The organism is Paenibacillus sp. JT22N12, from assembly GCF_056269365.1.
Genome location: NZ_JBWDNU010000002.1, coordinates 1,007,850 through 1,034,472 on the forward strand (window position 1 = coordinate 1,007,850; position 26,623 = coordinate 1,034,472).

Below are 26,623 nucleotides of genomic sequence, written 5' to 3' on the forward strand. Positions count from 1 at the left end.
TCCAGACAAAGTGATGGAGGTTTTATGTCATGAAGTTTAGAAAGCTTCTCATCTTGCTGCTGGTGATGTCATTGTGGGGCGGTACCATGCTGTTTGCCGATTCGGCAGCACAGAAGGTACGGGTAATCGTGAACGGTTCTGAGTTGGATGACGCTGGAATGTTTATGGATGGCAAATCATTCATATCCGTTCGCCAGATAGCCAACACGCTTCAAGCTCTCGTTATTTGGGACGAAGGAGCAAAGAAGGTTACCGTGTACAAGCCTAACGTCCACATGTTTCTATTTCAGCAGGACAATACCATTTTCGGCAATGTGGTAAAGGGCAATCGAATTACTTTCAAGGTATTTGCACAGATCGATAATTTGCTCACCACGGGAACCGCTGTTAAGGTATCGATATTTGATCCAAGCGGAACCGAGAAAATCATTCAATCGGAGAACAAATCTATCGACAAAGATAATTTCTGGTATCGGACAGAGGATGTTAATTATTCCTTCGATACAGCAGGCAAATATACGATCAGATTTTTCATGAAAACCGACGGTAATGACGAGTGGAATCTTCTATCAGAAAAGACAATTACTGCCAAAAACCCATAATGGAACAGCGCCTTTGCTTCTCTTGAGCAGGGGCGTTTTTGTTTGACCATAACTTGTCATCCATGTTACGATACGAAGGAAAGGTATCATGAATTGAAATGAGGGTATCCAATGAGCGAGCATGAACATAATAACGGCGAACATGTACATGGAGAAGACTGCGATCACGACCACGAAGAGCATGTCTTTCTTGTGACGGATGAAGAAGGCAAAGAACGTGAAATGGTCATGGTCTATACCTTCGAGTCTGAAGAGCAAGTATATGCTGTGCTTCTGGACCGCAACGATCCTGAAGCTGATGGCGTGATTTTCCGAATTGAAGAAGAGAATGGAGAAGCTTTTCTCGTTGGAATTGAAGATGATGCCGAATGGGATCGCGTGACGCGCATTTATGAGGAAATTGCCGAACGCGAGAATGAGCCTGAGGCTTAAAACATCATAATAGCACCATTAAAACTCCGGTAACCCACCACAGGCTGCCGGAGTTTTAGCTGTACCAGGGGCTGCACGCCCAGTCTGGCTATGTATATCTTGAAGCTATTTGCGCGGATTATAATAGATGGTGCGGCCGTTGAACATCATTAATTCCGCTTTCAGATGCTTGGCCAAATATTTGCACAACTCATTGCCCTTGGCTTTGTCGCCATGTGTAGCACCTTCCGGAAGGACCACCTGGACATAGGGGATTTCGCGTTCACCTTGATTTTGCGATCCGACACCGAATAAAATATAATAATATAACGGATTTGTACCTTTCAAATAGAACCAACGCTGCTCCTCGCCGGGTTTTGTTTCAACCGTGTAAGGGAATGCTGCTTCCGAGTAGTCCCAGCCCAGCTGCTGACCTGTTAGAGCGGTTTGTTCCTGATAACGTGCGAGATGTTCTTTCACTTCATCAAGGCTCAATTGCTGTACAATGGAACCGTCTACAAATTTAATGTAAGCGCTCTGACTCATTGTTTGCCCACCCCCTTCAATATCATAGCATTAGGGTTTGAGAATGACAATATTGCATAGAGGCTGTTTGTGATCATGGGAAGTATCTCTTTCGAATGAAGAGGAGGATTTCAGTTATGAGCGTGGAAACGGAATGGATCAGATACGGTGAAAACGGGGAATACAGCGGATATGTGGCAAGGATGGCGGATGTGCGGGAACCGCTCCCGTCTGTCATTGTGCTGCAGGAAATATGGGGAGTCGACGGGCATATCCAGGATGTGACGCGGCGTATCGCCAAGGCCGGTTACGTGGCATTTGCGCCGGATTTGTTCAGCAAGGACGGGTTCAGACAGGCGGGCTTCGAGCAGGATCGAATCGATGAAGCCAAGCTGTTTCACAACACGATTAAGCCTGCGCAGTGGGCCGACCCGGAGCAGCGTCAAGCTGCGCTGGCCAGTCTGCCGGTACAAAAACGCGATCAGATAGAGAGCACGTTGGGCAAAGTTTTTAACACAGGCGGCATGCTTCCGGATTTCATCCGTCAGGTCGCAGCTACCTCCGCTTGGCTGAGGGATACGTATGAGTATTCGTATGGAAGAGGGGTAGCCTCCATGGGGTTCTGCCTGGGAGGCACATTATCAGGCCGGCTGGCAGCGCTTGATCCGGAGCTTCGGGGAGCAGTTATCTTCTATGGAAGTGCGCCTCCCTCGGAGTGTATTCCTGAAATTCAGTGTCCTGTCGCCGGTTTTTACGGCGAACTGGATAAACGGATTACAAGTGCCGTACCGGAATTCGCGGAAGCTGCAGAGAAAGCCGGCGTGGCGTTCGAATATCATATCTATGACGGAGCCCAGCATGCTTTTTTCAATGATACCCGTCCTTCTTATCATGTGGATGCAGCGAGGGACGCTTATGGAAGAACGCTTCAATTTATACAGCAGGTGCTGACGGATTCCATTCAAGCCTGAATCAATAAAGACCGCTTCCCATCGACGATGACGTCGGGGAAGCGGTCTTTTGAGTCTGGGCTACGAAATCGCGGTTTCTTCGACAATTACCTTCACGAATTCGATGCTGCGATCCTCCGGTCCCTTGACCGGCAGTCCAACCTCGACGTGATCGATAATATAGTCAATATTCGGCTGGGAAATGACCTCGCCCGGGAGCAGAATTGGAATGCCTGGCGGATAAACATAGATAAATTCGGCAATAATACGCCCTGCCGATTCCTTGAACGGGATCACTTCCGTCTGCGCATAGAACGCATCGCGCGGAGTAAGCGAGAGCTGGGGAATCTCAGGTATTTTGACTACCAGCTCCTTGGCTTCGTTCAGCTGATAATGAGATTGAGCCAGATCCCGAAGAGCAGTTATCAGGATATCGATCGATTCCTGTGTATCTCCTGGCGTTACAAGGGCAAGGATGTTATACATATCGCTTAATTCAACTTCAAGATTATAATGCTCGCGCAGCCAGTTTTCTGTTTCATATCCGGTAATGCCCAGATGCCTGACGTGAATGGTCAGCTTGGTCGGATCGTAGTCGAAGGTCGCTTCTCCGCCAAGAATTTCGCTGCCTAAGCAGTACAGCCCATCCATGCGGTTGATCTCTTCGCGCGCGAACTGAGCCAGACCGACCGCCTTCTCGGCAATCTCATGGCCATTGAGCGCCAGATGGCGTCTTGATGTGTCCAGGGAAGCGAGCAGAATATAGGAAGTTGATGTGGTTGTCAGCATACTGATTATGGTCTGAACCCGCTGTGGATTGATCCGGCCCTTGCGCACATTCAGCACGGAGCTCTGAGTCATGGAGCCGCCCAGCTTATGCACGCTTGTCGCCGCCATATCCGCGCCTGCCTGCATCGCCGACATCGGGAGCTTCTCATTAAAATGAATCAGGACGCCATGCGCTTCATCGACCAGCACCGGAATGTCATAGCGGTGGACGAGCTCGACAATTTCCTGAAGATCTGCGCATATGCCGTAATAAGTCGGGTTAATAACGAGTACCGCTTTGGAATCCGGATGGCGCTCAAGCGCCCGTTTGACCGCGCTTGTCGTAATCCCGTGGTCGATCCCAAGGTTCGCATCACGGGCAGGAGAGATAAATACGGGCCGTGCGCCGGCAAATATGATGGCCGACATAATCGACTTGTGCACATTGCGCGGCACGATGATTTTGTCGCCAGGGGCGCAGACGGATAAAATCATCGTCATAATGGCGCCGCTTGTTCCTTGTACCGAAAAAAAGGTATAATCGGCTCCGAAAGCATCGGCAGCGAGAATTTGCGCTTCTTCAATAACACCGGTCGGCTGATGCAGATCATCGAGCGGCGCAATATTTATAAGATCGATGGATAACGCATTATCGCCAATAAATGCCCGGAATTCGGGGTCGCTTCCAAGGCCCTTTTTATGTCCGGGAATGTGGAATTGAACAGGGTTTTGAGCCGCATGGCTGCGCAGTGCGCTGAACAGCGGTGTCCGAGTATGATTCATGTACTTTCATTCCACCCTTTCGTCAGGTATCGTACAAACAAGGTTGAGTATAGCAAAAACAGGGGGGATTGCAAGCATGTTTTACGGGAAATCCGAAAGCGTAATGGACTGCTGAAGCCGGAAAGGGGAAACACCATGGAAATCGCGAAATCATGGGCGGGCAAAAAGGTGCTCAAATCGCCGTTTGTCGTTCAGCTGCTTATTATCATGTACCTTGTCGAATTCGTGAAGGGCGCACTGCTGGTGTCGATCCTGCCCGTCTACATGGGTACGGTTCTGGGTTTGTCGGTCTATGCGGTCGGCTGGGCGCTGGCTCTGCAATACATAGGAGACAATGCATTCCGAAGTCCTCTGGGCTGGATCATCGATCGAATCGGCTATCGTTATGTAATGCTGTTTGGCGTATTGCTGACCTTCATCTCTGTCGCTATTATATCTTTGTCCAGCGGTCATGTATTCTGGATTATATTGGCCTGCCTGCTGCTTGGCATCGGAACGTCTCCGCTGTGGCCCTGTGTAATAACCGGAGCAACGGCTGTAGCCGGAAATGAAGCAAGCGGAACGATTATGAGTGTGGTGTACATGGCATGGCTGACTGGTGTTGGCTGCGGACCGATTGTCATCAATTTCTTCATCGCGCATTCGTTTCATCCCGCCTTCAGGCTGCTGATCGGGATGATGAGCGTCGTCGTCGTGGTCGCACTGTTCCTGCCGGGCAGACGCAAATCGCATGAAATTGAAGGAAGGGCCGCTCCAGAGGCAACAGCGGAATTAAAGGAGAAGCAATCGCTGGGTATGGCGGAAAGAACGAGACGTTACCTCGCCAAGGTGCGCAGTTCCCTGCATGCAAGCAAGCTGCTGTATCCCGCCATGTTTATGCAAAATTTTGCGCTGGGGCTGCTCACTCCGATCCTGACGCTGTATGCCCGGACTGTGCTGCATCTGACCCCGCAGCAGTACAGCCTGTACCTCATCGCAGGAGGGGCAGTAACCGTGCTGGGGCTGATTCCGGTCGGCAAATGGGTCGACCGCTTCGGGACCAAATGGTTTCTGCATGTCGGATTTATAACGGCGGCGATCTCGCTGCCAACTCTCGGATATACACGGATGCTCCCTCTTGTTTTGATTATCGTGGCCTTTGTGGGGGCGGGCTATGCCTTTATTATTCCAGCCTGGAATACGCTCATTGCGCAGGCCATACCAAAATCGGAGCGCGGCGCGGTTTGGGGCTTCTTCCTCACCATCGAAGGCCTGGGGATGGTGTTCGGCAGCATTATGTCCGGGAAGCTGTGGGATAAGCTGGGTCCGCATTCTCCATTTTTACTGAGCGGGATCGTGATGCTGCTGCTTTTTGTTCTTCATTTGTTCATAACAAGACGCTCAGAAGTTGTGGTACGATGATGATGTGGAGGGAATTAATGAATGAAGGACAAACGACTCTTAATCGTCATGCTTATGCTTATCACAACGTTCATCGGCTTTGGCATTATTATTCCTGTCCTGCCTGAGCTGGTTAAGGAAACCAGCCCGGATTCGGTCGAGTTCCACACGGGCATGATGCTGTCAGTCTATTCGGCCGTGTCGTTCCTTGTATCTCCTCTTTGGGGAGGCATGTCCGACCGTATCGGCAGACGCCCGGTCATTCTGATTGGCGTATTGGGCTTCGCGGCCAGCTTCCTCGTATTCGGAATCGCGGACGGCAGCCTGCCGCTTATGTATGCTTCCAGGGTGCTCGGGGGAATCTTCTCCGGAGCGGTGACATCCGTTATTGTCGCGTATGTTGCCGATATCACGCCTCCGGATCAACGGACACGCGGCATGGGGCTTGTGGGCATGTCCATCGGCCTTGGATTTACAATTGGACCTGGCGTGGGTGGGCTTCTCAGCCTGGTTTCGGATAATACGCCGTTTTTTGCAGCGGCGGGTCTTTCTCTGGTGACGTTCATGCTAGCGGTGACCAAGCTGCCGGAATCCTTGACGCCCGATCTGCGGCTGCTTGCCGGCGAACATAAGCCATCCCGCTGGAGCGCCTTCACGGGATCGGTGAAATATTTGTATCTGCTCGCCCTGCTCGTTTCTCTGTCGCTTGCGGGACTTGAGGCGACTCTGCAGCTTTTCGGCATGGAACGCTTTAATGTCACGCCGCTGCAGGTCGGCATCATGTTCCTGGTATGCGGTCTGGTCGGGGCGCTCATCCAGGGCGGTGTGGTCCGCAGACGGATCCGCAAAGGGGAAGAGCCCAAATATATCGCCGCGGGTCTGGTGATTTCCGCAGTCGGCTTTCTGCTGCTGATCACGTCGCATTCCCTGGTGTCGGCAACGGTCTATCTGGCCATCTTCGGCATCGGCAATGCGTTGATCCGCCCCTGCGTAACCTCGCTGATTACACAGAAGACAACAGTCGGACAAGGTGTCGCGTCAGGGCTTAGCTCCTCCATGGACAGTCTGGGCCGGATTATCGGGCCATTATTCGGCGCTTTCCTGTTCACGGTTGATCTGAAGCTGCCTTATTTGGCAGGAGGGCTTCTGTCTCTCGCGGCACTGCTGCTTCTGCTGCGGTTCCGGATGGCCCAGCCCAAGAATGTTCCAGCAAAAGACGCTCCCCCGGTATAGGCCGGAGAAGCGTCTTTGTTTTTTATTTTATGCTCAGTCCCCGAATGATAAACGAAATGGTTTCTTCGCGCTCAAATTCGTCGTCCCAGCCCGCATCCTCACGGTTTTCATTATAAGCCCTCGTGATGACGTACCCGATAATCGCGGACATTGTCAGACGAATCACCGTTAAGTTGGGGATTTCCATCAGTTGTCCCCTGGATTTGAATTTGTCCACGATCAGATTCATCCGCTCAAGCACCTTGCTCAATATATTTTTGCGGAATTGCTCCTGAAGCTCGGGGTGGAATGGGATTTCCTGAATCAATATTTTGAACACATTCATATGGTTGCGCAGAAACTCGATCCGGTTGGCGATCACTGCGCGCAGGAATAGCTCATACCGGTCATAATCCACATCGAGCACCTTATTGAAGTCGCGCAGCACAAAAGGGGCGATGAGCTTCGTCATAACCGGAGCGACAATGGACAGAAGCAGATCCTTTTTGGTCTTGTAATGGCGAAAAATCGTACCCTCTGCAACACCGGCACGCTGCGCAATCTCATTCGTGGAAGCCGCCGCGAAGCCTTTCTCGGCAAAAACCTCAATGGCTGCCTGCAGGATTTTGGACTGCTTCTCGGTCATTTTTACCGCTTCAGCCTCGCTTTTCTCCAGCTCCGCAAACCATTGCTCCATCGTCTCTTTCATCGTACGGACAACTCCTCAAAGCCAGAAATGAAGTCGGAACAGCTGTTCCATGATCAAGTCCGATCATATCACAGCAGGACGGGTTTGTTAAATGGCCCGGTGCTTGCGCAGCGCCTGAACGTTGAGCAGGACAAACAAAATGGAGAAGCCAAGCAGCACGTACACATCAAGCTGAATATCGGACCAGCCTGCACCGCGGATCATAATTCCGCGCATCGCATCCGCACCGTAATAGAGCGGCATGATATAGCTCAGCTTTTGCAGCCAGGGAGCCATGGCATCCAGATTGAACAGGCCGGAGAAGAACACCTGCGGCACAATAACGAGCGGTATAAACTGAATAATCTGGAACTCGCTCCCGGCAAAAGAGGATAACAGGATACCGAGTGTCAGGGCCGTCAGCGACAGCAGCAGATTCATCAGCAGCACAAGCCAGATGGAACCGTCCATATACAGTCCCAGCACATCGATGGCGAACCAGGCGATGAGGGCCGCTTGGAGCAAAGTGAACAATCCGAATCCGGCCAAATAGCCGGTGACAATTTCGGAACGGCGGATCGGCGTGGCAAGCAGCCTTTCCAGGGTGCCGCTTGTTCTCTCCCGCAGGAAGGATACACCGGCCAGGAGAAAAACAAAGAAGAAGGAGAAGAAGCCGATCAGCACGGGTCCGAAAGAATCGAAGGAGGACATATCAGATCTGCCATGCAGATAGGAAACAGCCGGTTGTAATGAAGGGTCCGCAGTCTGGACCGCCTGCTGCAGCAGGAAAAGCACCGTCCGGCTCTCGGAAGGGTCGCTTCCCTCCAGGCGCAGGGAAGGCTTGCCTTCCTGCCAATCCAGAATGGCATCGAGTTCGCCATCTTCCAGCGCTGACTCGGCGGACGCCTTATCCTCATATACGGTTATATGGGCATCCGCAGCCGCAAGCTGTGCAGCAAGCTGCTGGGGGATATGCAGCGTTCCGAGCTGGGGTTGAACAGACTGGCCGTTAAAGACCAGCTTCATCAGCACCAGAATAAGCAGCGGCGCAACGAACAGCAGGGCCAGCGTGCGCTTATCCCGCAGAAACTGGCGGATAATCCGGATGGCAAGCGCGCGTATCTTCATGATTTCGCACCTCCGCCAAGAGCTATGAAGGCCTGCTCAATGGTTTGGCTTCCCGTTCTGCTTTTGATGGCTTCAGGCGTATCCACTGCGGTCAGCTTCCCGTCACGGATAAGAGCGAGACGGTCGCATTTCTCGGCTTCATCCATGACATGGGTAGTCAGAATAATCGTGGTCCCGCGCCCCCGCATAGCGGTAAGCTCCTGCCAAATGGACTGCCGCAGCATGGGATCGATACCGACAGTCGGTTCATCGAGAACGAGCAGCTCAGGCTCGTGAAGCAGCGAAATCGCGAGCGACAAACGCCGCTTCATCCCGCCGGAGTAGGCGGCAACCGGTTTGTTCAAATCATCGAGAAGATTGACGATTGTCATCGCTTCCCGAATGCGGTTGTTCCTGTGAATGCCGCGAAGGCCATACAGCGACGCGAAGAAGACGAGATTTTCCCTGCCGGTCAGCTCATTATAAAGCGCATCGGATTGCGCCATGTAGCCGAAGCGCTGCAGCATGGACAGCCTGGGCATCGGCTGCCCGTGCATCCTTACGGATCCCTCGTCTGCTTTGTCAATGCCGGTAATGAGCTTCACAAGGGTCGTCTTGCCGGAGCCTGACGGGCCGAGCAGGCCGAACAGCTCGCCGGGTTCAACTGTCATTGTAATTCCGTCAAGCACAGTTCTTTTACCGAAGCGGCGAATTACATGGCTCAGCTCCACTGCAGGCTCGCCGCCGGAAAGGGAAGAGGATTCAACTGTCATAAGACACTCTCCTTCAATGAAATGAGTGATTACTCACATTCATCATACATCTCGTTTGGTAATATTGTAAAGTGAGTAATCACTCTTATTGAAAGAAATAAAAAAAGCACTGTCCGTTAGACAATGGCTTCTTTGTCGTCCTTATTTTCTTTCGTTTTCTCCTCGGTCACTTGATCCGGCTCATCGAACGGTACACGATCCTCTTCATAATACATTTATTATTCACCTCCTTGCTTATGACTTTATTTATTGTAGACCGTCAACATCAGCGCTCTATTAAATCTGTGTATGAATCTTGTAAATTTTTAGGGGCTATGATCCACCTTGGGCCGTACAGCAGGTCAGCCTATAGGCGGGGGAAAAAAGGCGCTTATCGAAGCGGCGGCTACGCGGATGCGCCCGATCATCATGACCGCAATCGCAACGATTTCCGCGATGCTGCCGCTCGTCGGAGAGCGGCAGCATCGTCTCCCAGAGTCTCGCGATCGTGGTTATCGGCGGCTGCGACGCTGTTGACGCTCATCATTGTTCCGTGCATTTATGAATTGTTTTTCTTCCGCAAATCGAAGCGCCAGCGTGATGGCGTAGAGGCCCAGCAGGCAGCATAATCAATACGTTTATAAAACGGGCACAAGCACGAACCCCCAAATCACAGCTAAACGTGATTTGGGGGTTTTGTCATTGTTCTATGGCGACACGCTCAAGTTAAAGCGCCATTTTGTACAGAGGCAGGACGGTCTTGAAGGTCTCAATGGTTTTATCGATGAAGGCTTCGCCATCCCTCAGCAAAGGGTCCTCACGATCGATGATAATGCCGCACAGCGCCTCGGATGCCTTAACCGTCCGCAGCCGCTCCAACAGCTTGATCAGGCCGTCCCGTCCGAGCTCTCCCTGCTTGTCGCCTCCGGGAATCATATGATCGCCAGACCAGACATACTCGGCGGGAATATGCCTCATAATATCGTCGAGCTGCTTGAGCGCATGTTCCGCAAAAACCGATTTATTGTCGGATTCATAAATAATCGCAAACTGCACGAACATATGGGAGTTGAACAAGCCGATTTGAAAATGGGGATGGGCCTTGTAGCCGCGCTTGTTCGCTGCAAATGCGACCCATGTATCAATGGGCGGGTTAATGGTTCGTCTGGCATGCTTGGCCACATGAGGATGGATCGTCTCGCCGCACAGCCCGCTTAATACAGGGGAGAGGCGTTCGCCGAGCTGATGGAGCTTGGGCCTGACATGCTCGATTAAAGCCTCCATGCGGGCTTCCAGTCCCGGAATTTCGAATACGTCAAAATCTTCGGCTGTAAAGCCGTCAAAGGTCATAATCTGCTGCTCTGTCACGATTCATCGTCCCTTTCTTTATGCTTCAAGTGTAACCGTAAGAAGAGCCACGGCTTAACCTGCTGCCCCTACCACGTTACATCTTCAAGTAAAATATTGCAATCTGCGTGCGGTCGCGAAGCTCCAGCTTGCCGAGAATAACGGAAATATAATTTTTGACGGTACCCTCGCTAAAAAACAATACGGCCGCTATTTCCTTGTTGGATTTTCCCTCCGCGATGAGCTGCACGACATGCCGCTCAGCCGGTGTCAGTCCCATGTCTGCGAGCTGCTTCTGGCGGAGAGCCTCCGCTTCTTCCGAAGCTTGCGAGGAGGGCAGCGATCCGGTGCCGACAAGACCGGCAAGCTTGCGGGCGATGTCGGGATGCACCAGCAGGGAGCCTTCATGAACGGTCTTGATGCTGGAAACGATCCGGCTTGGCGGCACATTTTTCAGCAGATACCCATTGGCGCCGCTTCGCAGCGCTTCAATAATATATTGATCATCGTCGAAGGTAGTCAGGATAAGCACCGCGGGAGGAAGCGCCAGCGATTTCAGCTTGCGCGTTCCCTCCACGCCGTCGCAGACGGGCATCCGGATGTCCATCAACACAACGTCAACGGGATGTTCGCCTGCATACTGGAAGGCAGCATGGCCATCCGGACAGGTGCCGGCAACAGTGAGCTCAGGATCAAGATCGAGAATCACCTGCAGGCTCTCGCGAATAAACGGATCGTCATCGACGATCAACACTTTTATCAAGGATAATCCCTCCGTGTTGTTAAGGTTTGACGAACGGCGCTTGAGAGAGGGAGTATGGTCGTTATGGCAAAAGCAGGAGCTGTCGAGATGTCGATGCGGCCGCCAAGCATCACGATACGCTCCTTCATACCCCGAAAACCAAGCCCCTGCGTGATCGGTTCCTCAGGCAGGATGCCGTCATTAGCAACCGTCAATGCAATCTCATGCCGCCTGTAATCCAGATTGACATTCACGGTTCTCGCCGCGCCATGCCGCACAGCATTCGTTATGGCCTCCTGGGCGTTGCGGAACAGTACATATTCCATGCTGGGATACATCGGCTGCGGCTGACCCTCTACGGCAAAGGTCACGGTTATTCCCAGTTCTCTGCCCGCATCGGCGATTAGCTGATCCAGTGCGTATTGCCGTGTATCCCGGGTATCGGCGGGAGACAGGCGGCGGACGGTGCGCCGCATCCGCTCCATGCTGTCTTCCATCTGATCGCGGACTTGCCCAAACAGCGTATACGCCCGTTCCGGCTGCTGTTCATATACTTGCAAGGCCGCCTCCATCATCATTTTCTGGCGGATCAGGCGATGTCCCAGATCATCGTGGATATCCGTAGCGATCCGGCTGCGTTCCTCGGCCTGCGCATATTGTCCGATTTGGGCGCCATATTCCTCCAGGCGTCTGCGCGCCTGCTCCAGCTCTTCATGACTGCGGTTGAGCTCGTCATAAAGCGATTCCACATACTGCCGCTTATCGGCCATCCGGCTGGCGGTATGGAGAACGGCAGCTATTGCAAACCACAATATCAAGGCCGTCCAGATAAGCTCGATCGGCCGGTGCTGCATGCATATACCGAGCAGAGCCGCGCCAAGCACAACGGCAAAGGACATGGCCTGTGGCGAGCGGAATTTGACAAAAACAGCGATTAAGCTGGAGTACAGAAGCATGAACATAAGACCCTGCGTCTCGTAGGCAAGCAAGCTGAACCCGATGAGCTCGGCAGCCATCATCCATTTAGCGGCCTCAGGGTAGAGCTCCCCGACTCTCAGAATCAAGAGGCCAAGCAGCACATATAGGGTGAACCAGCTCGGGGATTCGACCTGCACGGTCAACAAGGTTACGATTGCGGGAACAAAGAGCAACAAATATCTTAACCATTGCAGCAGCTGCGACATTCGACAAGCGCCTCCGGCGTATTCAGTTCTTTCATTATAACATAAGGATTGTCACAATCAGGCAGGGAGAACGGAAGAAAATGACTTTCGTCATATTGGTTTCATGACTTTATTGACCTGCGCCTTGAGCCAGCAGCCTTTACAATAAAGCCATGAGGAATAATGGAGAGGGGATACACGATGAGCTTAGTCCATTTTAAGGAAGTCGTTAAGAAATATGATACGACGCTTTCTGTCAACCATTTGTCGCTTGCCATTCATGAAGGTGAAATCTTCGGGCTGCTTGGCCCCAACGGCGCCGGCAAAAGCACGTCGATCCATATGCTGTCGGGACTTCTGTCCGTTGATGGCGGTGATATTACGGTTGAAGGCTACTCTGTCCGCAAGGCCCCGCTGGAAGTCAAACGGCGGATCGGTCTTGTACCGCAGGATCTGGCGATCTACGATTCTCTGACAGCTGCCGAGAATGTAACCTTTTTTGCCAGATTGTACGGTCTGGGAGGCAAGCTGCTGCGGGAGAGGGTAGCCGAAGCTCTTGAGTTTGTCGGGCTTCAGGATAAGGCCAAAGCCAAGCCGGGCACATTCTCGGGCGGGATGAAGCGAAGACTCAATATCGCCTGCGCCATCATGCACCGTCCGAAGCTGATTATTATGGATGAGCCGACAGTGGGGATCGATCCCCAGTCCCGCAATCATATTCTGGAGTCGGTCCGCACCCTCAATAAACTGGGTTCTACCATTATTTATACGAGCCATTACATGGAAGAGGTCGAAGCCATCAGCACAAGAGTCGGCATTATGGACCGCGGCCGGCTTATCGTATCGGGAACAAAGGAAGAGCTGCGCAGGCAGATGGGCCAGGATGAACAGCTGATTCTGGAAGTGGACCGGATAACAGAGGAAGCCATGGCAGAAATCGCCCGGCATCCCTGCATCAAATCAGCCGAGGAAACCCAGCCGCGTACACTCCAGGTTGTGCTTGAGGAGTCCGCGACGGCGCTGCAGGATCTGCTGTTTATTTTGCATAAGCACGGGATTGGCCTGAGTAAACTGACCCGGATTGAGCCGGATCTGGAGACGCTGTTTCTGCAGCTCACAGGCCGTTCGCTTCGGGACCGCTCATAAGAAGGGAGGGAAGGAAATGAAAATCTGGTTCCATACCGCATACTACGGTTTCCTGCGTTATATCCGGAACAAATCCGTTGTCGTTATCATGCTTGTTTTGCCCTTGCTGCTTATCTTCCTGCTGGGAAGTGCTTTAAGCGGTGAAATGAAACCTGTCAAAATTGTGATATACAATGCGGATAAAGGTGAAATGAACGCCGCGCTGCAAACCTTTACCGGGGACCCGGCGCTCACCGGATACGCCATCTTCGACTCTGCGGATTCGGAAGAAGTTCTCCTTAATCGGGTCAGGGGTGGCGGGGCCGATTACGGGATCGAAATTCCGGCTAATTTCTCCGGGCTTGTGCAGTCCGGAGGGAACGCACAGTGGAAGAGCTACCCTGGGCCCGATGATTTGGAGAATCAGGTGGCAGAGTCCATTTTGAACCGTTTTCTCGGTTCGATCCAAACCGCTCAAACCATTGGCATTGTTATGGCCGGGTATGGTGGAGCTTCAGAGAATCATTCCGCCGCAGAATCTTTCCGTCACGATCAATCGGTTGTAACGGCCGAGCTGGTGGGAGGCGGGGGCTCTGAATATGGTAAAGTATCAGCGATTCAATATTATGCGGGCACTTATCTGATCATGTTTTTGCTGTACTCCGGCATGTCCGCCGCCCTTTCTCTGCTGGATGAGAAGGAGAGCGGGACGCTTGGCCGCCTGTATTCGATGCCTCAGCGCTGGGGGCTGATCCTTGCGGGCAGGTTGACTTCAATTATAATATTTGCGGCCATTCAAGCGGCCATTATTATTTTGTTCTCCTGGCTGGTGTACGGTGTCGACTGGGGGGGCCGGCTCGGTCAATTGGCGGTTGTCTGTCTGCTTACCTCGGCCTGCGCAATCGGACTCAGTCTCATTATCGCTTCCATTGTAAAGACCAAGAGGGCGACCCAATCGATATTTTCAACTCTGGCAGTACTGATGACCTTCCTGAGCGGAGGAATGATTGCGGACCTGGGCGAGGGGATTAAGAGAATCGGCAGCTTCACGATTAATCATTGGGCTGTTGTCACCATAGGCCGGTTAATGGACGGCGAAGCGGGGATGCTCGTCTGGAAGGGTGTCGGGATTCTTGCGGCTACTGCCGCAGTCCTGATGACGATCGCCTTATTACGAATGAAGAAAGTGGTGAGCTTGGATGCATAGTCTGATTATTGCCGGTTCGATGATTCGCAGAACGATCGGTCACCGCAAAGGCTTTATCTCTCTTGTATTGCTTCCGGCGGTAGTTCTTTCGGGGATTGTCGGTATCTTCGGCTCTTCTCATCAGGATAGCGAGCATGCAGTTGCGGTTTGGAATGCCGACAGCGGTCCGCTTGGCGATGTTCTCGTTCAAGCTGCCCGCAGCTCATCTGCAGAAGGTGAACAACCGCTCAACGTGATCTCCGGCGAATGGAAAAGCGAGAATGAGCTTAACAATGCTGTCAAGGAGGGGAATGCGGACCTGGGCATATACATTCCCGCTGATTTTTCCTCGAAGCTTCAAGAAGGCGGACGGCCACAGGTGAGGCTGCTGCGCAAAGAGGTCCAGCCATGGAATGCCGCCATAGAGCAGAAGCTGTCCGCAGAGGCAGCACAACTAGCAGCATTCACGCAAGCGGCCGCATTGGCCGGGGAAGGATCGAAAGCGCCGGTGCTGGAGCGTCTGCTGAGCGAACAGAATAATCATCATATCGGGATAGAACCGTTGAAATCTGCCGAAGGGAAGCACAGCGTGCCCTTCAATGTGCTTATTAATGGCATTATGCTCATGTTTATGATGCTCGCGATCAGCCAATCCGTACAGGTCGTCATGGAGGACCGCGAGAAAAGAACGATGGCGCGCATGTTTGCAGCTCCTCTGCGCGGCTACGAAATCGCGCTCGGCAATTTCATCGGCAGCATGCTTGTCGGTACGATTCAGCTTGTTATCGTACTGGCAGCCAGCCGGTTTATAATCGGATACGATTACGGAATCGGATTCTTCCCTCATCTCATCATCCTGGAATGTTTTCTGCTTGCCACTATAGGACTCGCGACCGCAGTCGCCGGTCTTGTGCGGAATACGGATCAGCTCTCGCAGCTAAACAATCTTGTCGTTACGCCAACCTGCATGCTGGGAGGATGTTTCTGGCCGATCAGCATAATGCCGGACTTCATGCAGAAGCTGGCCAATTTCATACCGCAGAAATGGGCGATGGAGGCGCTAAGCCGTATGGCGTTCGGCAGTACACTTACAGATACGCTGCTTCCGCTTGGGATTATGCTGCTGTTCGCAGCTGTGCTGCTCGCTTTCGGCGCCTATATTCTGCAGCCCAGCCGGAGTGCTGCCTGAAAAGATCCCGAATTCCCGGAATAGCCACTATTTCACCGCTCCTCCCGGTTGCTTTCCCGCTGTGAATACGTTACATTCGAAACGTATTGTTGAAAAGGGAGAGATATGCGTTATGATGTGGCAGCAGATTTGGTTTGTGGTCAATATGTTATTTGTGGCTTTTTTGATCCTGCTTTTATTCAGTCACCGTTCCGTTACCCTGGCGCGCCAGGAGAAGGCCGAGCAGCGCATTCGCGGAGCTCTGCGCAACCGTTCCATATGGGCTGTATTAACGGTGCTGGCGTTTATCGGGATGGCCTTCAGCTTTGTAATGAACATGAAAGTGAATGGCTAGTTTGTGTCCAATTCTTGTCTGTTTACAATTCTTACGCAACTTTTACCTGACACGTAGCGTTAAACATGTCATGAAAGCTTGCTGGTGGCCTTTTGCTTGGGGTGAATCTGGCGAAGGGGCTGACATAATTCAGAGAATTGAAGGAGATAGAGAATGAAATCGTTTAAATCATTAAAATGGCTGCTTATTTTATCTTTCCTGATCATGCCGTTTGCGAACGTTTCCAATTCAACCGTGTCGGCTGCAGGAGAAATGTCTGATCAGCTCATTCTGCAAATGAACAGCAAGGTAATGGTCCATAATGGCGTCACCATGAATTCGGTGCAGCCGGTTACTTTGCAAAATGGTACAACATTCATCGCGCTGAGCTCCATCTCCGCGCTTTACGGTTACAAGGTCTCTTATAACGCGGCTACCAAAGAAGTTACGGCCGCTAACGATTACCATGATCTTATCTTTAAAATCGGCAGCACCATTGTCTATGGTGACGGCCTGCCTGTCAAGATTGCGATTGCTCCCTATATCCTGAACGGTTCCCTGATGGTTCCGGTCCGGACATGGTCGAATCTGGCTGAGAGCACATTGGTCTTAAGCGGCAAGCAAATTACGCTTTCCTGGAATGTGCTCAAGCAGCCTACGGCGGATTTTGCCGTCGAGCCGGGCGAAATCATCGCCGGGGAGACGACAGTGAACTATATCGATAAATCTACCAACCCGAGCGGCCAGCCCTACGTGCAGGACTATTACACCGGAAGAATGGATGTTTTCCCAACTGCCGGTTCCTACACAATTACAAGGCAGGTTCAGGATGTGAATGGCTTGTGGAGTGATCCGTACTCGGTCACGATTGAGGTTAAACCGCAGAATATGCCTCCGGTTGCAAACTTCACAACGGAGAAGCCGGAGTACCGGATCGGCGAGAAGGTTAATTATACGGACCTGAGCACAGATGATAACAATGATATCGTCCGTAGAACCTGGACCGGCAACAGTGAAGTGTTTTTCGAGGCGGGACCAAAGACCGTCACACTGGAAGTGGAAGACTCCAAAGGACTGACCAATTCCATCACGCAAACGATCAACGTCACGAGCGAAGTGCTTTATACGCAGGATGAATATAACAAGCTGTTCAAAAAAGTTGGCGATATGATTCCGATTGACGGAAGCTCGGTGCTGAATTTCCCTGCACTGCCTTACAAAATTCAAGATGAGGGATCCCAGTTTGTAAGAAGCAACAGTCCCGAAATTCTTCTGAATGAAGGTATTGCCTATGTATCGCAATTGACGGGGCAGGTTCGCTTCATGTTCCATAATGTGAACAGTATCGGACATCCAGTTAAGATCTATCTTGTGGCGACCAATAATAACAACTCATCGGTTAACGTAAATACAGGGTCGGTTGGTATTGGCGGGCCGGATCCGCATGTGGATCGGTCCGGGAAGATGGCGGTTCTGCGTTATATGAATTCATTGGTCGCCAACCCGGCGCCGACGACTACCACGATCAAGCCGGGTCAATCCGTTACTCTGCTTCCGGAAATATCCAAGGTCGCCTTGAAGCAAAGCGATGTCTTTACTGCTTACGCGGACTTGTATGCGGACAAAGAGCTGACCTACCGTGTAGTGGTCGTGGCTTCCGGCAAAGACCCGATTCAAGAGATGCCAAACCTGAGTATCATGGAGCGCAACGATGTTCATGTCCGCGGTACCTTCAACAAAGCAAACCGGGCTATTGAAATGTCCGATACATTGGGCGAGGTGCCGGAGCGCATTATGCTCGGCGACCGTACGATGGACTCCTACACGGATGGAATTGACGAGGTTACGGGACAGCTCGAGCTCAATACCGGGAACTTCGGCGTTCTGTACAAAATGAGACTGCAGCATGTGGCTCCTCATACCCTGATCGCGCTTAACCCCCGGGGCGGCATGTATACCGGCGCCTTCATTGTCAATGGTCAGGTCGTTCAGGCAACGAACACCGGCGCTCTAAGGGGCAACGGAGACGCAGCTGTGCTGTACCGAACAGGCGATTCCGCCGAATCGGTTGAAATTGTATTTACAATTGCGGCAGGAAGCAATCTGCCTATCGCCATGCTGTTTCTGCCACTGCCTGCCAAGCGCTTTTAGATAATTCGTATTAAATAGCTGTAAAAGAAGGAGGCGCCCCGAGATGGGCGCCTCCTTCTTTATAGTTAACAAGGCCTGCTCCCGCAAGCAGAATCAATCTGCAAGGGGAGCAGGCCTTGTTATTTCATGTATTCACATGTATCAAGCTCACTGATCAGTAAGGAAGCTCAATGGACACTTCGCGTTTCAACTCGGCAGACCGGAGCACGCCGTCAATAATAGCCTGTTGAATCAGGATCTGTTCGCCGGGAATCGGGGCGGGCAGACCTTCGCGGACCGCATCGACGAAATCGCGTACTTTCTCGAAGAACAGCTCTTTGGAATGCTCGATCACCGGTACGGGAGTGGATGTCTGCTGACCCATGAAATCATGGAACATCGTCATGCTGCCAACCTTGCCGTCCCATACACCGGACCAGTTGCCCGTTCCGAAGGGCTCGACCTTCAGGCCGGCGTCCGTCCCCAGAAACAGGGTTGAACCCAGCGAGTCCATATGCATCGCCCAGGAAATTTTGAACTGCAGCACCAGATCGTTCTCGAAGCGAACCATGGCAACGCCAAAATCCTCAACCTGGAAGCGGTCGGCCTCCTTATGGTACAGAGGATTGGTGCCGAAATGGTTGGATGTATAAGCGGATACCGTCAATGGACGCGGATAGCCCATCGCATTCAGAGCCATATCCAGCGAATAACACCCGATATCGGCCATCGCCCCGGCTCCTGCCAGATCCTTGCGGATGAACGTTCCGCCTGGCATCCCTCTGCGGCGTCCGCCGCCGGTTTCCACATAATAGACTTTTCCAAGCTTGCCGGATTGCACAATATCCTGTACCAGCTTCATATTGGGGTCATAGCGCGGCTGGAAGCCGATGGTCAGCATGCTGCCGGATTCCCGTGCAGCCTGGACCATATCCACAGCTTCACTCAAGGTAACCGACATTGGTTTCTCCAGCAGCACCTGCTTGCCGGCGCGCAGGGCGTCCACAGTTGTCAGATGATGCGAGACGTTAGGTGTACAGATGCTGACGCCGTCCAGGTCCAATTCAAGCAGCTTGCGGTGGTCTTCAAAAGGCTGCGCATTCTCGAGGGAAAGCGAATCGATGAATTGCTGCGCTTTGCCTGGCACAACATCTGCAACCGCGACAATTTCCACATCGGGCAGCTTCTTGTATTGACTGACGTGGGCGTGAGCGATGCCGCCGCTGCCGATAATGCCGATTCGAACGGTTTTAATCATAAGTGGTTCCGATCTCCTTTGTTTTCCGGCCTCGACGCATCGACAGCCGCTTGATGGGTCCTGAACTGCTTGGGTGTCATTCCGAATCTTTTCTTGAACACATAGTAGAGATAATTGCCGCTGGCAAAGCCATGCTCCAAGGCAATTTGGTCGATAGGGCTTGCACCCTCCATGATTGCCGAACAGATCTGGTTCAGCCTGTAGTTTTCCAGATAAGCACTGAACGATTCCGCCCCCTGCTCCCGGAAAATCCGCTGCAGCTGACGGCCGCTGATGGGGATGCGTTCCGCGACCTCCTGCAGCGTAAGAGGGGAGGCGTAATTGTCATGAATAAACTGCGTGGCGATCTTGAACCGGTGCTCATTCATATTGCGGCTGGGCGGCTCGAAGGTCACCGTAGGTTCTGATGACAGGCGGGAAGCGCGCAGCAGGATCTGGATAACCGCCTGCTTGATGGTGGAGTAAGCGCCGGGCTGTCCTTCATGCCAGGCTCTGTAGGCGGTCAGGAACCATGCCATGGCATTGTATTGATCGGTCAGGGGAGCCAGAGGCAGGGCGTCCAGAGCGTGAATGCACATCCGGGCCTCATGCCGCTCCCACCGTTCCCCCCACTGGGCATCTTCTCCGTCTTCAAGAGGCACGATGTCGATATGCAGGCACAGCTCATCCATCGCTTCTCTTTGGTCGGCCTCCTGCTGATGCATCACATTCGGACCTGTGAGATAGAATTGGCCTTCATGTACGGGAAAGGAGCCGTCTTCCAGAACAACCGTCCCTTTTCCGCGGGGTATGAAGTGAAATTCATATTCCGAATGCTTGTGGAACCGGATGATTTTGCCTGCCGGAAAGGAGGTCAAATGACAGCGATGGACGCGAAAGCCGTATCCGCCCCAGCGGAACTGAATATCCAGCCGGTCAATCGCATCCATTTTCTCGGCCATCAGCGCGTAAGCAAACGGCTTTGCCATTCCATCACCAGTCCTTTCCCTGAACTTCAAACGCGGATCAATCAGTTAGCCAGTTCGGAGAGCTTTACTTGGCGCTTCTGGGCTTCCGAGAGGTTGGCAGCTTCCATCAATTTAGTAAGATCGATGGCCAGACCGATGTTTTCCTCGGCGATCGTATCATTCTGAATATGCTCCACCCATTGGTCAAATGCAGCCGTACGTCTTGCTGGCATTTCGATGGTCACCCATTCATCCTTATTAAGCTTGTTGCTGCGGACACGGACAACTTCATCCGGCAATCCATAAAGCAGGGTACCCTCAGTACCGTGAATTTCTACTGAGAAAGGTGAATGGCTGTTGACGAAGCCAGCTTCCACGATGCCGACTGCCCCGTTCTCGTAACGCAGCGTTGCCACTGCATTGTCTTCTACTTCTTTGCCGGAAACATAACCAAACGTTGCGTTTACGCTCTGCGGCAGGCCAAGGAACAGGCGGACAAGGTACATCGGGTGGCAGCCAAGGTCGATCAGAGCGCCGCCGCCGCATTGCTCAAGGTTGTAGAAGTGCTGAGGAAGCCAGTCGGCGATTGCGCCGCTATGGGACAAGCGGACACGGGCCTGGGTCAGTTCGCCGAGCAGCCCTTTGGCAAGAACCTCTTGTGCGGCCAATGTGTATCCGTCATTCAGGCGCGGCAGGGAAACGGTCAATTTCACGCCGGCTTCTTTAACCGCTGCGATGATTTCGTTGACTTCCTTCAATGTAGGGGCAATGACCTTCTCGGTGAAAATATGTTTGCCGGCACGGGCCGCTTTCACCATAACGTCACGATGGATGTTCGTCGGTGTATCGACAACAACCGCATCAACATCGGCTCTTGCCAGTATCTCATCCAAATCAGCGACAAATGGAACACCGAGCTTGTCGGCGTTCTCCTGGCCGCGGCTTGGAATTTCGTCCCAGACTGCAACGATTTCGGTACCTGGATTTTCTTGCACTTGTTTGGTGTAATCCCAGGCATGTACATGCCAATAGCTGAGCATAGCAACGCGGATCATCGTCTAATTCCTCCTCATATATGCATCTGATTCCAGATGCTGTGTCGTCTATTCTTAGTTTTTCATCCTCTAATTATGCGACACAACGCTACACTAACACAAATGAAAACGGTCTAAAATGTGTTTAGGTGACAATTGAACTGCAAAATTACGACATTTGGTCATAATCATCACAGGAGGCCTCTGTCTGAATTGACGCAAAGCCCTTTTTCCGTCATTATGGAAGAATAACGTTGGGATAAAATTAGGAGGAGCAAGCCAATGCGCAGAGTCATAAAAGCACCGATTGTAGCCTACCGCAAATTTATTTCTCCGCTTAAGCCGCCTACCTGCCGATTTTACCCAACCTGCTCGGAATATGCCCTCCAGGCGATTGACAAGCACGGTCCCCTGCGCGGCAGCTGGCTTGCGGCTAAGCGCATTTGCCGCTGTCATCCGTTTCATCCCGGCGGCATTGACCATGTTCCGCCAACGAGAGAAGAGCTTGAAGCCCGGCGAGTACCCGGCGCTATTGACATCCGCAAGCCGGATTCGGTATAGTTTGATTCAAGAGAAATTGCTGTATATGAATGAATTCATGGGTCAAAAAATCAACTTGTTCAACAGCCATCAAATCAGATATTCAATGAACGGATAAGTATACAGTGCATGCCCTTCACAGAGAGCCGGAACAGGTGGAAGCCGGCAAGGCGCATCCTGCAGAAAATGGTCCGGGAGAATCTGCTTTCGAACCGTCAGCTTAAAGTCAGCTGCGGCAAGGGGGCGGCGCATCGGCAGCGTTATCGGCCCGAAGACGCCTGTCCGCGAATGGACGGCGCTAATGAAGCTTTTCCCGGTCTGCTTCGGGGAAAGGAATTTGGGTGGTACCGCGTGAGCGACAAGCTTTCGTCCCATAGAGGATGAGGCTTTTTTTGTGTTTTTCAGGCTACAGATCATCGGCAGTGCGGTTAGAGATGAAGCAGATTTACAAGGAGGTCATTCAGATGAGCGAAGCAAACAAAACGTTTTATATCACAACGCCGATTTATTATCCGAGCGACAAGCTCCATATCGGCCATGCCTACACCACAGTAGCAGGCGATGCAATTGCCCGCTACAAAAGGCTGCGCGGGTATGATGTATGGTACTTGACCGGAACGGATGAGCACGGACAGAAGATTGAGCGAAAAGCGCAGGAGAAGGGCAAGAGCCCGCAGCAGTTTGTTGACGATATTGTGGTGACGATCAAGGATTTGTGGAAGAAGCTCGACATCTCCAATGACGATTTCATCCGGACCACGGATGAGCGGCATAAAGTGGTTGTAGAAGAAGTCTTCGACAAGCTGCTGAAGCAGGGGGATATCTACAAGGGCATGTATGAAGGCTGGTACTGTACCCCATGCGAATCCTTCTTTCTGGAGCGCCAGCTGGTTGACGGCAAATGTCCGGACTGCGGCAGGCCGGTGGAGCTGGTCAAGGAAGAGAGCTATTTCTTCAAAATGAGCAATTATGTGGACAGACTGCTTTCGTATTATGAAGCAAATCCGGATTTCATTCAGCCGGAATCGCGCAAGAACGAGATGATCAATAACTTTATCAAGCCGGGTCTTGAGGATCTGGCCGTATCTCGTACAACCTATGATTGGGGCATCAAGGTCAAAGGAAATCCCAAGCATGTCATTTATGTCTGGATTGACGCTTTGCTCAATTATGTTACCGCTCTGGGCTACCTGACACCGGATTCCAGCAAATTCGAGAAGTATTGGCCGGCCGATGTACATCTGATGAGCAAGGAGATCGTACGCTTCCATACGATCTATTGGCCGATTATTCTGATGGCGCTGGATCTCCCGCTGCCGAAGAAGGTATTTGCCCACGGCTGGCTGCTCATGAAGGATGGCAAAATGTCCAAATCCAAAGGCAACGTCGTGGATCCCGTCACGCTGATCGACCGTTACGGTCTTGATGCGCTTCGTTATTACCTGCTTCGCGAAGTGCCGTTTGGCGCTGATGGGACCTTTACGCCGGAAGGATTTGTGGAACGGATCAATTTTGATCTGGCCAATGACCTTGGGAATTTGCTGAACCGGACTGTAGCGATGATCGAGAAATATTTTGACGGTGAAATCCCCGGCTATGAAGGGAATGTCACCGATTTTGACGCTTCATTGTCTGACCTGGCGGCGGCGACCGTCGATCAGGTGGAAGCAACCATTGAGCGGATGGAGTTCTCCGTGGCGCTCTCGTCTATTTGGCAGTTTGTCAGCCGGACGAACAAATATATTGATGAAACCCAGCCGTGGGCCCTGGCCAAGAATCCGGATAAACGCAGCGAGCTCGCCTCGGTTATGCATCATCTGGCGGAATCACTGCGCATCATCTCCATCCTGCTGCAGCCGTTCCTGACGAACGCGCCGATCGAGATTCGCCGCCAACTGGGCATAGAGGACGGAACGCTCACGGAATGGGACAGCACGAGACAGTTTGGACTGCTGCCAGGGGGGACGAGAGTCCGGAAGGCGGGACCGATCTTCCCGCGCCTGGATGCGGCAGAAGAAACGGCGTTCATCGCTGCGGCGATGAACGGCGGGACAGCCACGGCTGCAGTTGAAGCAGCGCCGCAGGGGCCGGATGCTCCGGAGCAGGCGGGCAGCGGCGGCAGCCAATCGTCAGGGGCAGATGTGCCAGAGCAGCCGGAGGCTCCTGAGCCCAAGGAGGAAATTGCCATTGACGAGTTCGCCAGAGTGGAGCTGCGCGTGGCGGAGGTCATCGCGGCAGAGCCGGTGAAGAATGCCGACAAGCTGCTGAAGCTGCAGCTGGATCTCGGGTATGAGCAGCGGCAGGTCGTTTCGGGCATTGCGAAATTTTATACGCCGGAGCAGATGGTTGGCCGCAAAGTGATTTGCGTCACCAATTTGAAGCCGGTCAAGCTGCGCGGCGAAATGTCGCAGGGCATGATCCTGGCCGCTTCGCACGGCGACGAGCTGACGCTTGCGACTGTGCCGGACAATATGAAGAATGGCTCAATTGTGAAATAACGATGAACAGCAAACCGCCTGGTGCAGCCCGCGCCAGGCGGTTTGTCATTGACAGCCCAGTATCTTCGTCTATATAATCTATCAGTAATGTTTACGAATATTAGGCTTGGGGTGTCTGGAAATGATACGGATAGGATCATACTATTATAGAAGCCATATTTTGCTGTTGACCGCGGCAATCGTCTTCTTATTGACGGGCTGCACCGGATCGGGAAGCAAGCTGGTGGCGGATAAGGTCAATATTGTCACCAGCTTTTATCCGCTTTATTTTCTGGCCAAGGAGATCGGCGGCGAAGAAGCCAATGTCATTAATATGATCCCTGCCGGTGTCGAACCACATGAATGGAGCCCGAAGAGCCGGGATCTGGATACGGTATCCAAAGCGCAGCTGTTCTTTTATAACGGAGCGGGACTTGAAGGCTGGGTGGATGATTTTCTCAAAGGGCTGTCCAAAGACAGCAAGCTGGTTACGGTGGCTGCGAGCCGGGACATTAAGCTGATACCGGCGGAGACAGCAGCGGATGGTCAGCATGCGGGAGAGGAAGAAGCCCATGACGACCATGAAGGCGGATTCGATCCTCATACATGGGTTAGTCCCAAATCGATGATCCTGATGGCGGGAACCGTTCGCGATCACCTCGTGGAAGCGGACCCGAGCCATGCAAAGAAGTACGAGGGGAATTATGCGTCCCTTACGAATAAGCTTTCTGCGCTTGATCATGAATATGCAGAGAAGCTGGCTGCCGCGGCAAACAAGGATATTGTGGTTTCTCATCAGGCATTCGGGTATCTGGCGCGCGATTATGGTCTTAATCAGGTGGCCGTTATGGGCCTGTCGCCGGATGCGGAGCCCAAAGCTCAGGATTTGCTGAGAATTTCGAAATTTGTCAAGGAGCACGGGATCAAATATATCTTCTTTGAGGAGCTCGTTTCCGATGAGCTTGCCCGGACGCTGGCGAGAGAAGCGGATGCCGAAACGATGGTGCTGAACCCGTTGGAGGGCCTTACGCCGGAGCAGGAGAAGAAGGGCGATGACTATTTCTCGCTAATGGAGCTTAATTTGCAAAATCTTCTGCAAGCATTACAATAGTAGAAGGAGCTTACCCCGCAGCGGGATGACTGGATTTTTCCGGATTTGAAGGCGGCATTAAGCGGTATTGGGGAGTGATTAAAATGCAATTGGAACAGGGCAAACCAAACTTTTGCCATCAGAATGTGATTGAACTGTCGAATATCTCGTTTTCCTATGAAAACAAGCCCGTGCTGGAGGATGTAAGCTTTGGCGTCCAGGAGCGGGATTTTGTAGGCCTGATCGGCTCCAATGGGGCGGGCAAGACAACGCTGCTGCGGATGATTGTCGGCCTGCTGAAGCCGGGCAGCGGCTCTATCAAGCTGTTTGGCCAACCGGTCAAGGAGTTCAAGGACTGGAGCCGTGTAGGCTATGTGCCGCAGAAAAATTCCTTTAACCCGCTTTTTCCGGCGACGGTCCGTGAAGTGGTGTTATCGGGCCTGTACAGCGGCAGCAGACTGTTCCGCAAGGTAAGCAAAGCCGATCAAATCAAATGCGATGAAGCACTGCACGCTATGAATATAGATGATTTAGCGGCTAAACGGATCGGTCAGCTGTCAGGCGGCCAGCAGCAGCGGGCATTTTTGGCAAGAGCGCTGATCAATAATCCGGCGCTGCTCATTCTGGACGAGCCTACGGTGGGCATCGACTCCGAGACGCAGCAGGATTTTTTTCATCTCATCAAGCATATGCATCAGCATCATAACATTACTTTCCTGATGGTTTCACATGATATGGAGATGATACGGTCTTATCTGGGTCAGGAGCCCAAGGGCGAGTGCGGAAAGTTGAAATTCTATGTGAAGCATTCCCATGAGCTGGAAAATTGCGTGGAAACGAATTTGACCCACAGCTTAAAGGGCCTGCGTGATTCGATGGAGAGAGGGAAAGTGGGCGTTTAGGT

General features: G+C 52.3%; 26 protein-coding genes and 1 pseudogene. 16 read left to right on the top strand and 11 right to left on the bottom strand.

Features of this window, described 5'->3' with window-relative positions; all coding sequences use genetic code 11:
- Positions 1 to 29 precede the first annotated feature (29 nt).
- On the top strand, positions 30 to 602 hold the full coding sequence (locus tag AC0YOA_RS09810) for a stalk domain-containing protein (RefSeq protein ID WP_475786424.1): 573 nt from the start codon (positions 30 to 32) through the stop codon (positions 600 to 602).
- Positions 603 to 713: 111 nt separating this feature from the next.
- Complete coding sequence (locus AC0YOA_RS09815; RefSeq protein ID WP_210042088.1) at positions 714 to 1,034, top strand: DUF1292 domain-containing protein; 321 nt, start codon at positions 714 to 716, stop codon at positions 1,032 to 1,034.
- A 105-nt stretch (positions 1,035 to 1,139) separates the two neighbouring features.
- Here the strand turns inward: AC0YOA_RS09815 and AC0YOA_RS09820 are convergent, their stop codons facing one another.
- Positions 1,140 to 1,559 carry a DUF1885 family protein gene (locus AC0YOA_RS09820; RefSeq protein ID WP_210042079.1) on the bottom strand — a complete coding sequence of 140 codons (420 nt, stop codon included), beginning with the start codon at positions 1,557 to 1,559 and terminating at the stop codon, positions 1,140 to 1,142.
- Between the two features lie 116 nt (positions 1,560 to 1,675).
- Here AC0YOA_RS09820 and AC0YOA_RS09825 point away from each other — a divergent pair, with 116 nt between their 5' ends.
- Positions 1,676 to 2,509, top strand: coding sequence for a dienelactone hydrolase family protein (locus tag AC0YOA_RS09825; RefSeq protein ID WP_475786425.1), 834 nt, complete (start codon positions 1,676 to 1,678; stop codon positions 2,507 to 2,509).
- A 60-nt stretch (positions 2,510 to 2,569) separates the two neighbouring features.
- Here AC0YOA_RS09825 and AC0YOA_RS09830 read toward each other — a convergent pair whose 3' ends face one another.
- Positions 2,570 to 4,039 (bottom strand): aminotransferase class I/II-fold pyridoxal phosphate-dependent enzyme, encoded by a 1,470-nt coding sequence (locus AC0YOA_RS09830; protein ID WP_210042075.1) that lies wholly within the window; start codon positions 4,037 to 4,039, stop codon positions 2,570 to 2,572.
- Between the two features lie 135 nt (positions 4,040 to 4,174).
- Between AC0YOA_RS09830 and AC0YOA_RS09835 the strand changes: the two genes are divergently transcribed.
- Both AC0YOA_RS09835 and AC0YOA_RS09840 read left to right on the top strand, forming a co-directional pair.
- Complete coding sequence (locus AC0YOA_RS09835; RefSeq protein WP_475768093.1) at positions 4,175 to 5,440, top strand: MFS transporter; 1,266 nt, start codon at positions 4,175 to 4,177, stop codon at positions 5,438 to 5,440.
- A gap of 21 nt (positions 5,441 to 5,461) precedes the next feature.
- Positions 5,462 to 6,652 carry an MFS transporter gene (locus AC0YOA_RS09840; protein WP_475786426.1) on the top strand — a complete coding sequence of 397 codons (1,191 nt, stop codon included), beginning with the start codon at positions 5,462 to 5,464 and terminating at the stop codon, positions 6,650 to 6,652.
- 22 nt (positions 6,653 to 6,674) lie between these two features.
- Here the strand turns inward: AC0YOA_RS09840 and AC0YOA_RS09845 are convergent, their stop codons facing one another.
- From AC0YOA_RS09845 to AC0YOA_RS09855, 3 genes are all read right to left on the bottom strand, one after another.
- A complete protein-coding gene (locus tag AC0YOA_RS09845; RefSeq protein WP_210042069.1) occupies positions 6,675 to 7,340 on the bottom strand; it encodes a TetR/AcrR family transcriptional regulator in 666 nt (221 codons plus the stop codon).
- 87 nt (positions 7,341 to 7,427) lie between these two features.
- A complete protein-coding gene (locus tag AC0YOA_RS09850; protein WP_475786427.1) occupies positions 7,428 to 8,447 on the bottom strand; it encodes an ABC transporter permease in 1,020 nt (339 codons plus the stop codon).
- Positions 8,444 to 9,199, bottom strand: a complete 756-nt coding sequence (locus AC0YOA_RS09855) for an ABC transporter ATP-binding protein (protein ID WP_475786428.1) — start codon at positions 9,197 to 9,199, stop codon at positions 8,444 to 8,446. The genes AC0YOA_RS09850 and AC0YOA_RS09855 overlap by 4 nt, the downstream gene beginning before the upstream one ends.
- A 360-nt stretch (positions 9,200 to 9,559) precedes the next feature.
- On the opposite strand from AC0YOA_RS09855, the pseudogene AC0YOA_RS09860 reads away from it, so the two are divergent.
- Positions 9,560 to 9,807, top strand: a pseudogene (locus AC0YOA_RS09860) (efflux RND transporter permease subunit); the annotation flags it as partial.
- Between the two features lie 97 nt (positions 9,808 to 9,904).
- Here the strand turns inward: AC0YOA_RS09860 and AC0YOA_RS09865 are convergent.
- The 3 genes from AC0YOA_RS09865 to AC0YOA_RS09875 form a co-directional block, all read right to left on the bottom strand.
- Positions 9,905 to 10,528 (bottom strand): YktB family protein, encoded by a 624-nt coding sequence (locus AC0YOA_RS09865; protein ID WP_475786647.1) that lies wholly within the window; start codon positions 10,526 to 10,528, stop codon positions 9,905 to 9,907.
- Positions 10,529 to 10,622: 94 nt separating this feature from the next.
- Positions 10,623 to 11,288, bottom strand: a complete 666-nt coding sequence (locus tag AC0YOA_RS09870) for a response regulator transcription factor (RefSeq protein WP_475786429.1) — start codon at positions 11,286 to 11,288, stop codon at positions 10,623 to 10,625.
- Positions 11,285 to 12,451, bottom strand: coding sequence for a sensor histidine kinase (locus AC0YOA_RS09875; protein WP_475786430.1), 1,167 nt, complete (start codon positions 12,449 to 12,451; stop codon positions 11,285 to 11,287). The genes AC0YOA_RS09870 and AC0YOA_RS09875 overlap by 4 nt, the downstream gene beginning before the upstream one ends.
- A gap of 180 nt (positions 12,452 to 12,631) precedes the next feature.
- Between AC0YOA_RS09875 and AC0YOA_RS09880 the strand changes: the two genes are divergently transcribed.
- The 5 genes from AC0YOA_RS09880 (at position 12,632) to AC0YOA_RS09900 (ending at position 18,394) form a co-directional block, all read left to right on the top strand.
- Positions 12,632 to 13,576 (top strand): ABC transporter ATP-binding protein, encoded by a 945-nt coding sequence (locus AC0YOA_RS09880; protein WP_475786431.1) that lies wholly within the window; start codon positions 12,632 to 12,634, stop codon positions 13,574 to 13,576.
- A 16-nt stretch (positions 13,577 to 13,592) separates the two neighbouring features.
- Complete coding sequence (locus AC0YOA_RS09885; RefSeq protein ID WP_475786432.1) at positions 13,593 to 14,762, top strand: ABC transporter permease; 1,170 nt, start codon at positions 13,593 to 13,595, stop codon at positions 14,760 to 14,762.
- Positions 14,755 to 15,930 carry an ABC transporter permease gene (locus AC0YOA_RS09890; protein ID WP_475786433.1) on the top strand — a complete coding sequence of 392 codons (1,176 nt, stop codon included), beginning with the start codon at positions 14,755 to 14,757 and terminating at the stop codon, positions 15,928 to 15,930. The genes AC0YOA_RS09885 and AC0YOA_RS09890 overlap by 8 nt, the downstream gene beginning before the upstream one ends.
- Positions 15,931 to 16,042: 112 nt before the next feature.
- Positions 16,043 to 16,264: a hypothetical protein gene (locus tag AC0YOA_RS09895; protein ID WP_210042047.1), complete on the top strand. Its 222-nt coding sequence runs from the start codon at positions 16,043 to 16,045 to the stop codon at positions 16,262 to 16,264.
- A gap of 153 nt (positions 16,265 to 16,417) precedes the next feature.
- Positions 16,418 to 18,394: a stalk domain-containing protein gene (locus AC0YOA_RS09900; RefSeq protein ID WP_210042045.1), complete on the top strand. Its 1,977-nt coding sequence runs from the start codon at positions 16,418 to 16,420 to the stop codon at positions 18,392 to 18,394.
- Positions 18,395 to 18,548: 154 nt separating this feature from the next.
- On the opposite strand, the gene AC0YOA_RS09905 is transcribed toward AC0YOA_RS09900, so the two are convergent.
- Genes AC0YOA_RS09905 through AC0YOA_RS09915 form a run of 3 tightly spaced genes read right to left on the bottom strand, consistent with a single transcriptional unit; the run spans position 18,549 to position 21,633 of the window.
- The gene (locus AC0YOA_RS09905; RefSeq protein ID WP_210042043.1) at positions 18,549 to 19,631 is read right to left on the bottom strand and encodes a Gfo/Idh/MocA family protein; all 1,083 of its coding nucleotides are present in this window, start codon (positions 19,629 to 19,631) and stop codon (positions 18,549 to 18,551) included.
- Positions 19,628 to 20,599, bottom strand: coding sequence for an AraC family transcriptional regulator (locus tag AC0YOA_RS09910; RefSeq protein WP_475786434.1), 972 nt, complete (start codon positions 20,597 to 20,599; stop codon positions 19,628 to 19,630). Before AC0YOA_RS09910 ends, AC0YOA_RS09905 begins: the two co-directional genes overlap by 4 nt.
- Before the next feature lie 41 nt (positions 20,600 to 20,640).
- Positions 20,641 to 21,633: a Gfo/Idh/MocA family protein gene (locus AC0YOA_RS09915; protein ID WP_475786435.1), complete on the bottom strand. Its 993-nt coding sequence runs from the start codon at positions 21,631 to 21,633 to the stop codon at positions 20,641 to 20,643.
- A gap of 261 nt (positions 21,634 to 21,894) precedes the next feature.
- Here AC0YOA_RS09915 and yidD point away from each other — a divergent pair, with 261 nt between their 5' ends.
- The 5 genes from yidD (at position 21,895) to AC0YOA_RS09940 (ending at position 26,621) form a co-directional block, all read left to right on the top strand.
- Entirely contained in the window at positions 21,895 to 22,173 is a 279-nt protein-coding gene (gene yidD, locus AC0YOA_RS09920) for a membrane protein insertion efficiency factor YidD (RefSeq protein ID WP_475786436.1), read from the top strand.
- 108 nt (positions 22,174 to 22,281) lie between these two features.
- Positions 22,282 to 22,536 (top strand): hypothetical protein, encoded by a 255-nt coding sequence (locus tag AC0YOA_RS09925; protein ID WP_475786437.1) that lies wholly within the window; start codon positions 22,282 to 22,284, stop codon positions 22,534 to 22,536.
- 80 nt (positions 22,537 to 22,616) lie between these two features.
- A complete protein-coding gene (gene metG / locus AC0YOA_RS09930; RefSeq protein ID WP_475786438.1) occupies positions 22,617 to 24,650 on the top strand; it encodes a methionine--tRNA ligase in 2,034 nt (677 codons plus the stop codon).
- A gap of 121 nt (positions 24,651 to 24,771) precedes the next feature.
- Positions 24,772 to 25,740 carry a metal ABC transporter substrate-binding protein gene (locus tag AC0YOA_RS09935; protein WP_475786439.1) on the top strand — a complete coding sequence of 323 codons (969 nt, stop codon included), beginning with the start codon at positions 24,772 to 24,774 and terminating at the stop codon, positions 25,738 to 25,740.
- Positions 25,741 to 25,823: 83 nt separating this feature from the next.
- A complete protein-coding gene (locus AC0YOA_RS09940; RefSeq protein WP_475786440.1) occupies positions 25,824 to 26,621 on the top strand; it encodes a metal ABC transporter ATP-binding protein in 798 nt (265 codons plus the stop codon).
- Positions 26,622 to 26,623: the final 2 nt, after the last annotated feature.

Excerpts from the sequence above, each read along its gene's own strand:
- AC0YOA_RS09810 (WP_475786424.1), top strand. The coding sequence starts at position 30 with ATGAAGTTTAGAAAGCTTCTCATCTTGCTGCTGGTGATGTCATTGTGG.
- AC0YOA_RS09815 (WP_210042088.1), top strand. The coding sequence starts at position 714 with ATGAGCGAGCATGAACATAATAACGGCGAACATGTACATGGAGAAGAC.
- AC0YOA_RS09820 (WP_210042079.1), bottom strand. The coding sequence starts at position 1,559 with ATGAGTCAGAGCGCTTACATTAAATTTGTAGACGGTTCCATTGTACAG.
- AC0YOA_RS09825 (WP_475786425.1), top strand. The coding sequence starts at position 1,676 with ATGAGCGTGGAAACGGAATGGATCAGATACGGTGAAAACGGGGAATAC.
- AC0YOA_RS09830 (WP_210042075.1), bottom strand. The coding sequence starts at position 4,039 with ATGAATCATACTCGGACACCGCTGTTCAGCGCACTGCGCAGCCATGCG.
- AC0YOA_RS09835 (WP_475768093.1), top strand. The coding sequence starts at position 4,175 with ATGGAAATCGCGAAATCATGGGCGGGCAAAAAGGTGCTCAAATCGCCG.
- AC0YOA_RS09840 (WP_475786426.1), top strand. The coding sequence starts at position 5,462 with ATGAAGGACAAACGACTCTTAATCGTCATGCTTATGCTTATCACAACG.
- AC0YOA_RS09845 (WP_210042069.1), bottom strand. The coding sequence starts at position 7,340 with ATGAAAGAGACGATGGAGCAATGGTTTGCGGAGCTGGAGAAAAGCGAG.
- AC0YOA_RS09850 (WP_475786427.1), bottom strand. The coding sequence starts at position 8,447 with ATGAAGATACGCGCGCTTGCCATCCGGATTATCCGCCAGTTTCTGCGG.
- AC0YOA_RS09855 (WP_475786428.1), bottom strand. The coding sequence starts at position 9,199 with ATGACAGTTGAATCCTCTTCCCTTTCCGGCGGCGAGCCTGCAGTGGAG.
- AC0YOA_RS09865 (WP_475786647.1), bottom strand. The coding sequence starts at position 10,528 with ATGACCTTTGACGGCTTTACAGCCGAAGATTTTGACGTATTCGAAATT.
- AC0YOA_RS09875 (WP_475786430.1), bottom strand. The coding sequence starts at position 12,451 with ATGTCGCAGCTGCTGCAATGGTTAAGATATTTGTTGCTCTTTGTTCCC.
- AC0YOA_RS09880 (WP_475786431.1), top strand. The coding sequence starts at position 12,632 with ATGAGCTTAGTCCATTTTAAGGAAGTCGTTAAGAAATATGATACGACG.
- AC0YOA_RS09885 (WP_475786432.1), top strand. The coding sequence starts at position 13,593 with ATGAAAATCTGGTTCCATACCGCATACTACGGTTTCCTGCGTTATATC.
- AC0YOA_RS09890 (WP_475786433.1), top strand. The coding sequence starts at position 14,755 with ATGCATAGTCTGATTATTGCCGGTTCGATGATTCGCAGAACGATCGGT.
- AC0YOA_RS09895 (WP_210042047.1), top strand. The coding sequence starts at position 16,043 with ATGATGTGGCAGCAGATTTGGTTTGTGGTCAATATGTTATTTGTGGCT.
- AC0YOA_RS09900 (WP_210042045.1), top strand. The coding sequence starts at position 16,418 with ATGAAATCGTTTAAATCATTAAAATGGCTGCTTATTTTATCTTTCCTG.
- AC0YOA_RS09905 (WP_210042043.1), bottom strand. The coding sequence starts at position 19,631 with ATGATTAAAACCGTTCGAATCGGCATTATCGGCAGCGGCGGCATCGCT.
- AC0YOA_RS09910 (WP_475786434.1), bottom strand. The coding sequence starts at position 20,599 with ATGGCAAAGCCGTTTGCTTACGCGCTGATGGCCGAGAAAATGGATGCG.
- AC0YOA_RS09915 (WP_475786435.1), bottom strand. The coding sequence starts at position 21,633 with ATGATCCGCGTTGCTATGCTCAGCTATTGGCATGTACATGCCTGGGAT.
- yidD (WP_475786436.1), top strand. The coding sequence starts at position 21,895 with ATGCGCAGAGTCATAAAAGCACCGATTGTAGCCTACCGCAAATTTATT.
- AC0YOA_RS09925 (WP_475786437.1), top strand. The coding sequence starts at position 22,282 with ATGCCCTTCACAGAGAGCCGGAACAGGTGGAAGCCGGCAAGGCGCATC.
- metG (WP_475786438.1), top strand. The coding sequence starts at position 22,617 with ATGAGCGAAGCAAACAAAACGTTTTATATCACAACGCCGATTTATTAT.
- AC0YOA_RS09935 (WP_475786439.1), top strand. The coding sequence starts at position 24,772 with ATGATACGGATAGGATCATACTATTATAGAAGCCATATTTTGCTGTTG.
- AC0YOA_RS09940 (WP_475786440.1), top strand. The coding sequence starts at position 25,824 with ATGCAATTGGAACAGGGCAAACCAAACTTTTGCCATCAGAATGTGATT.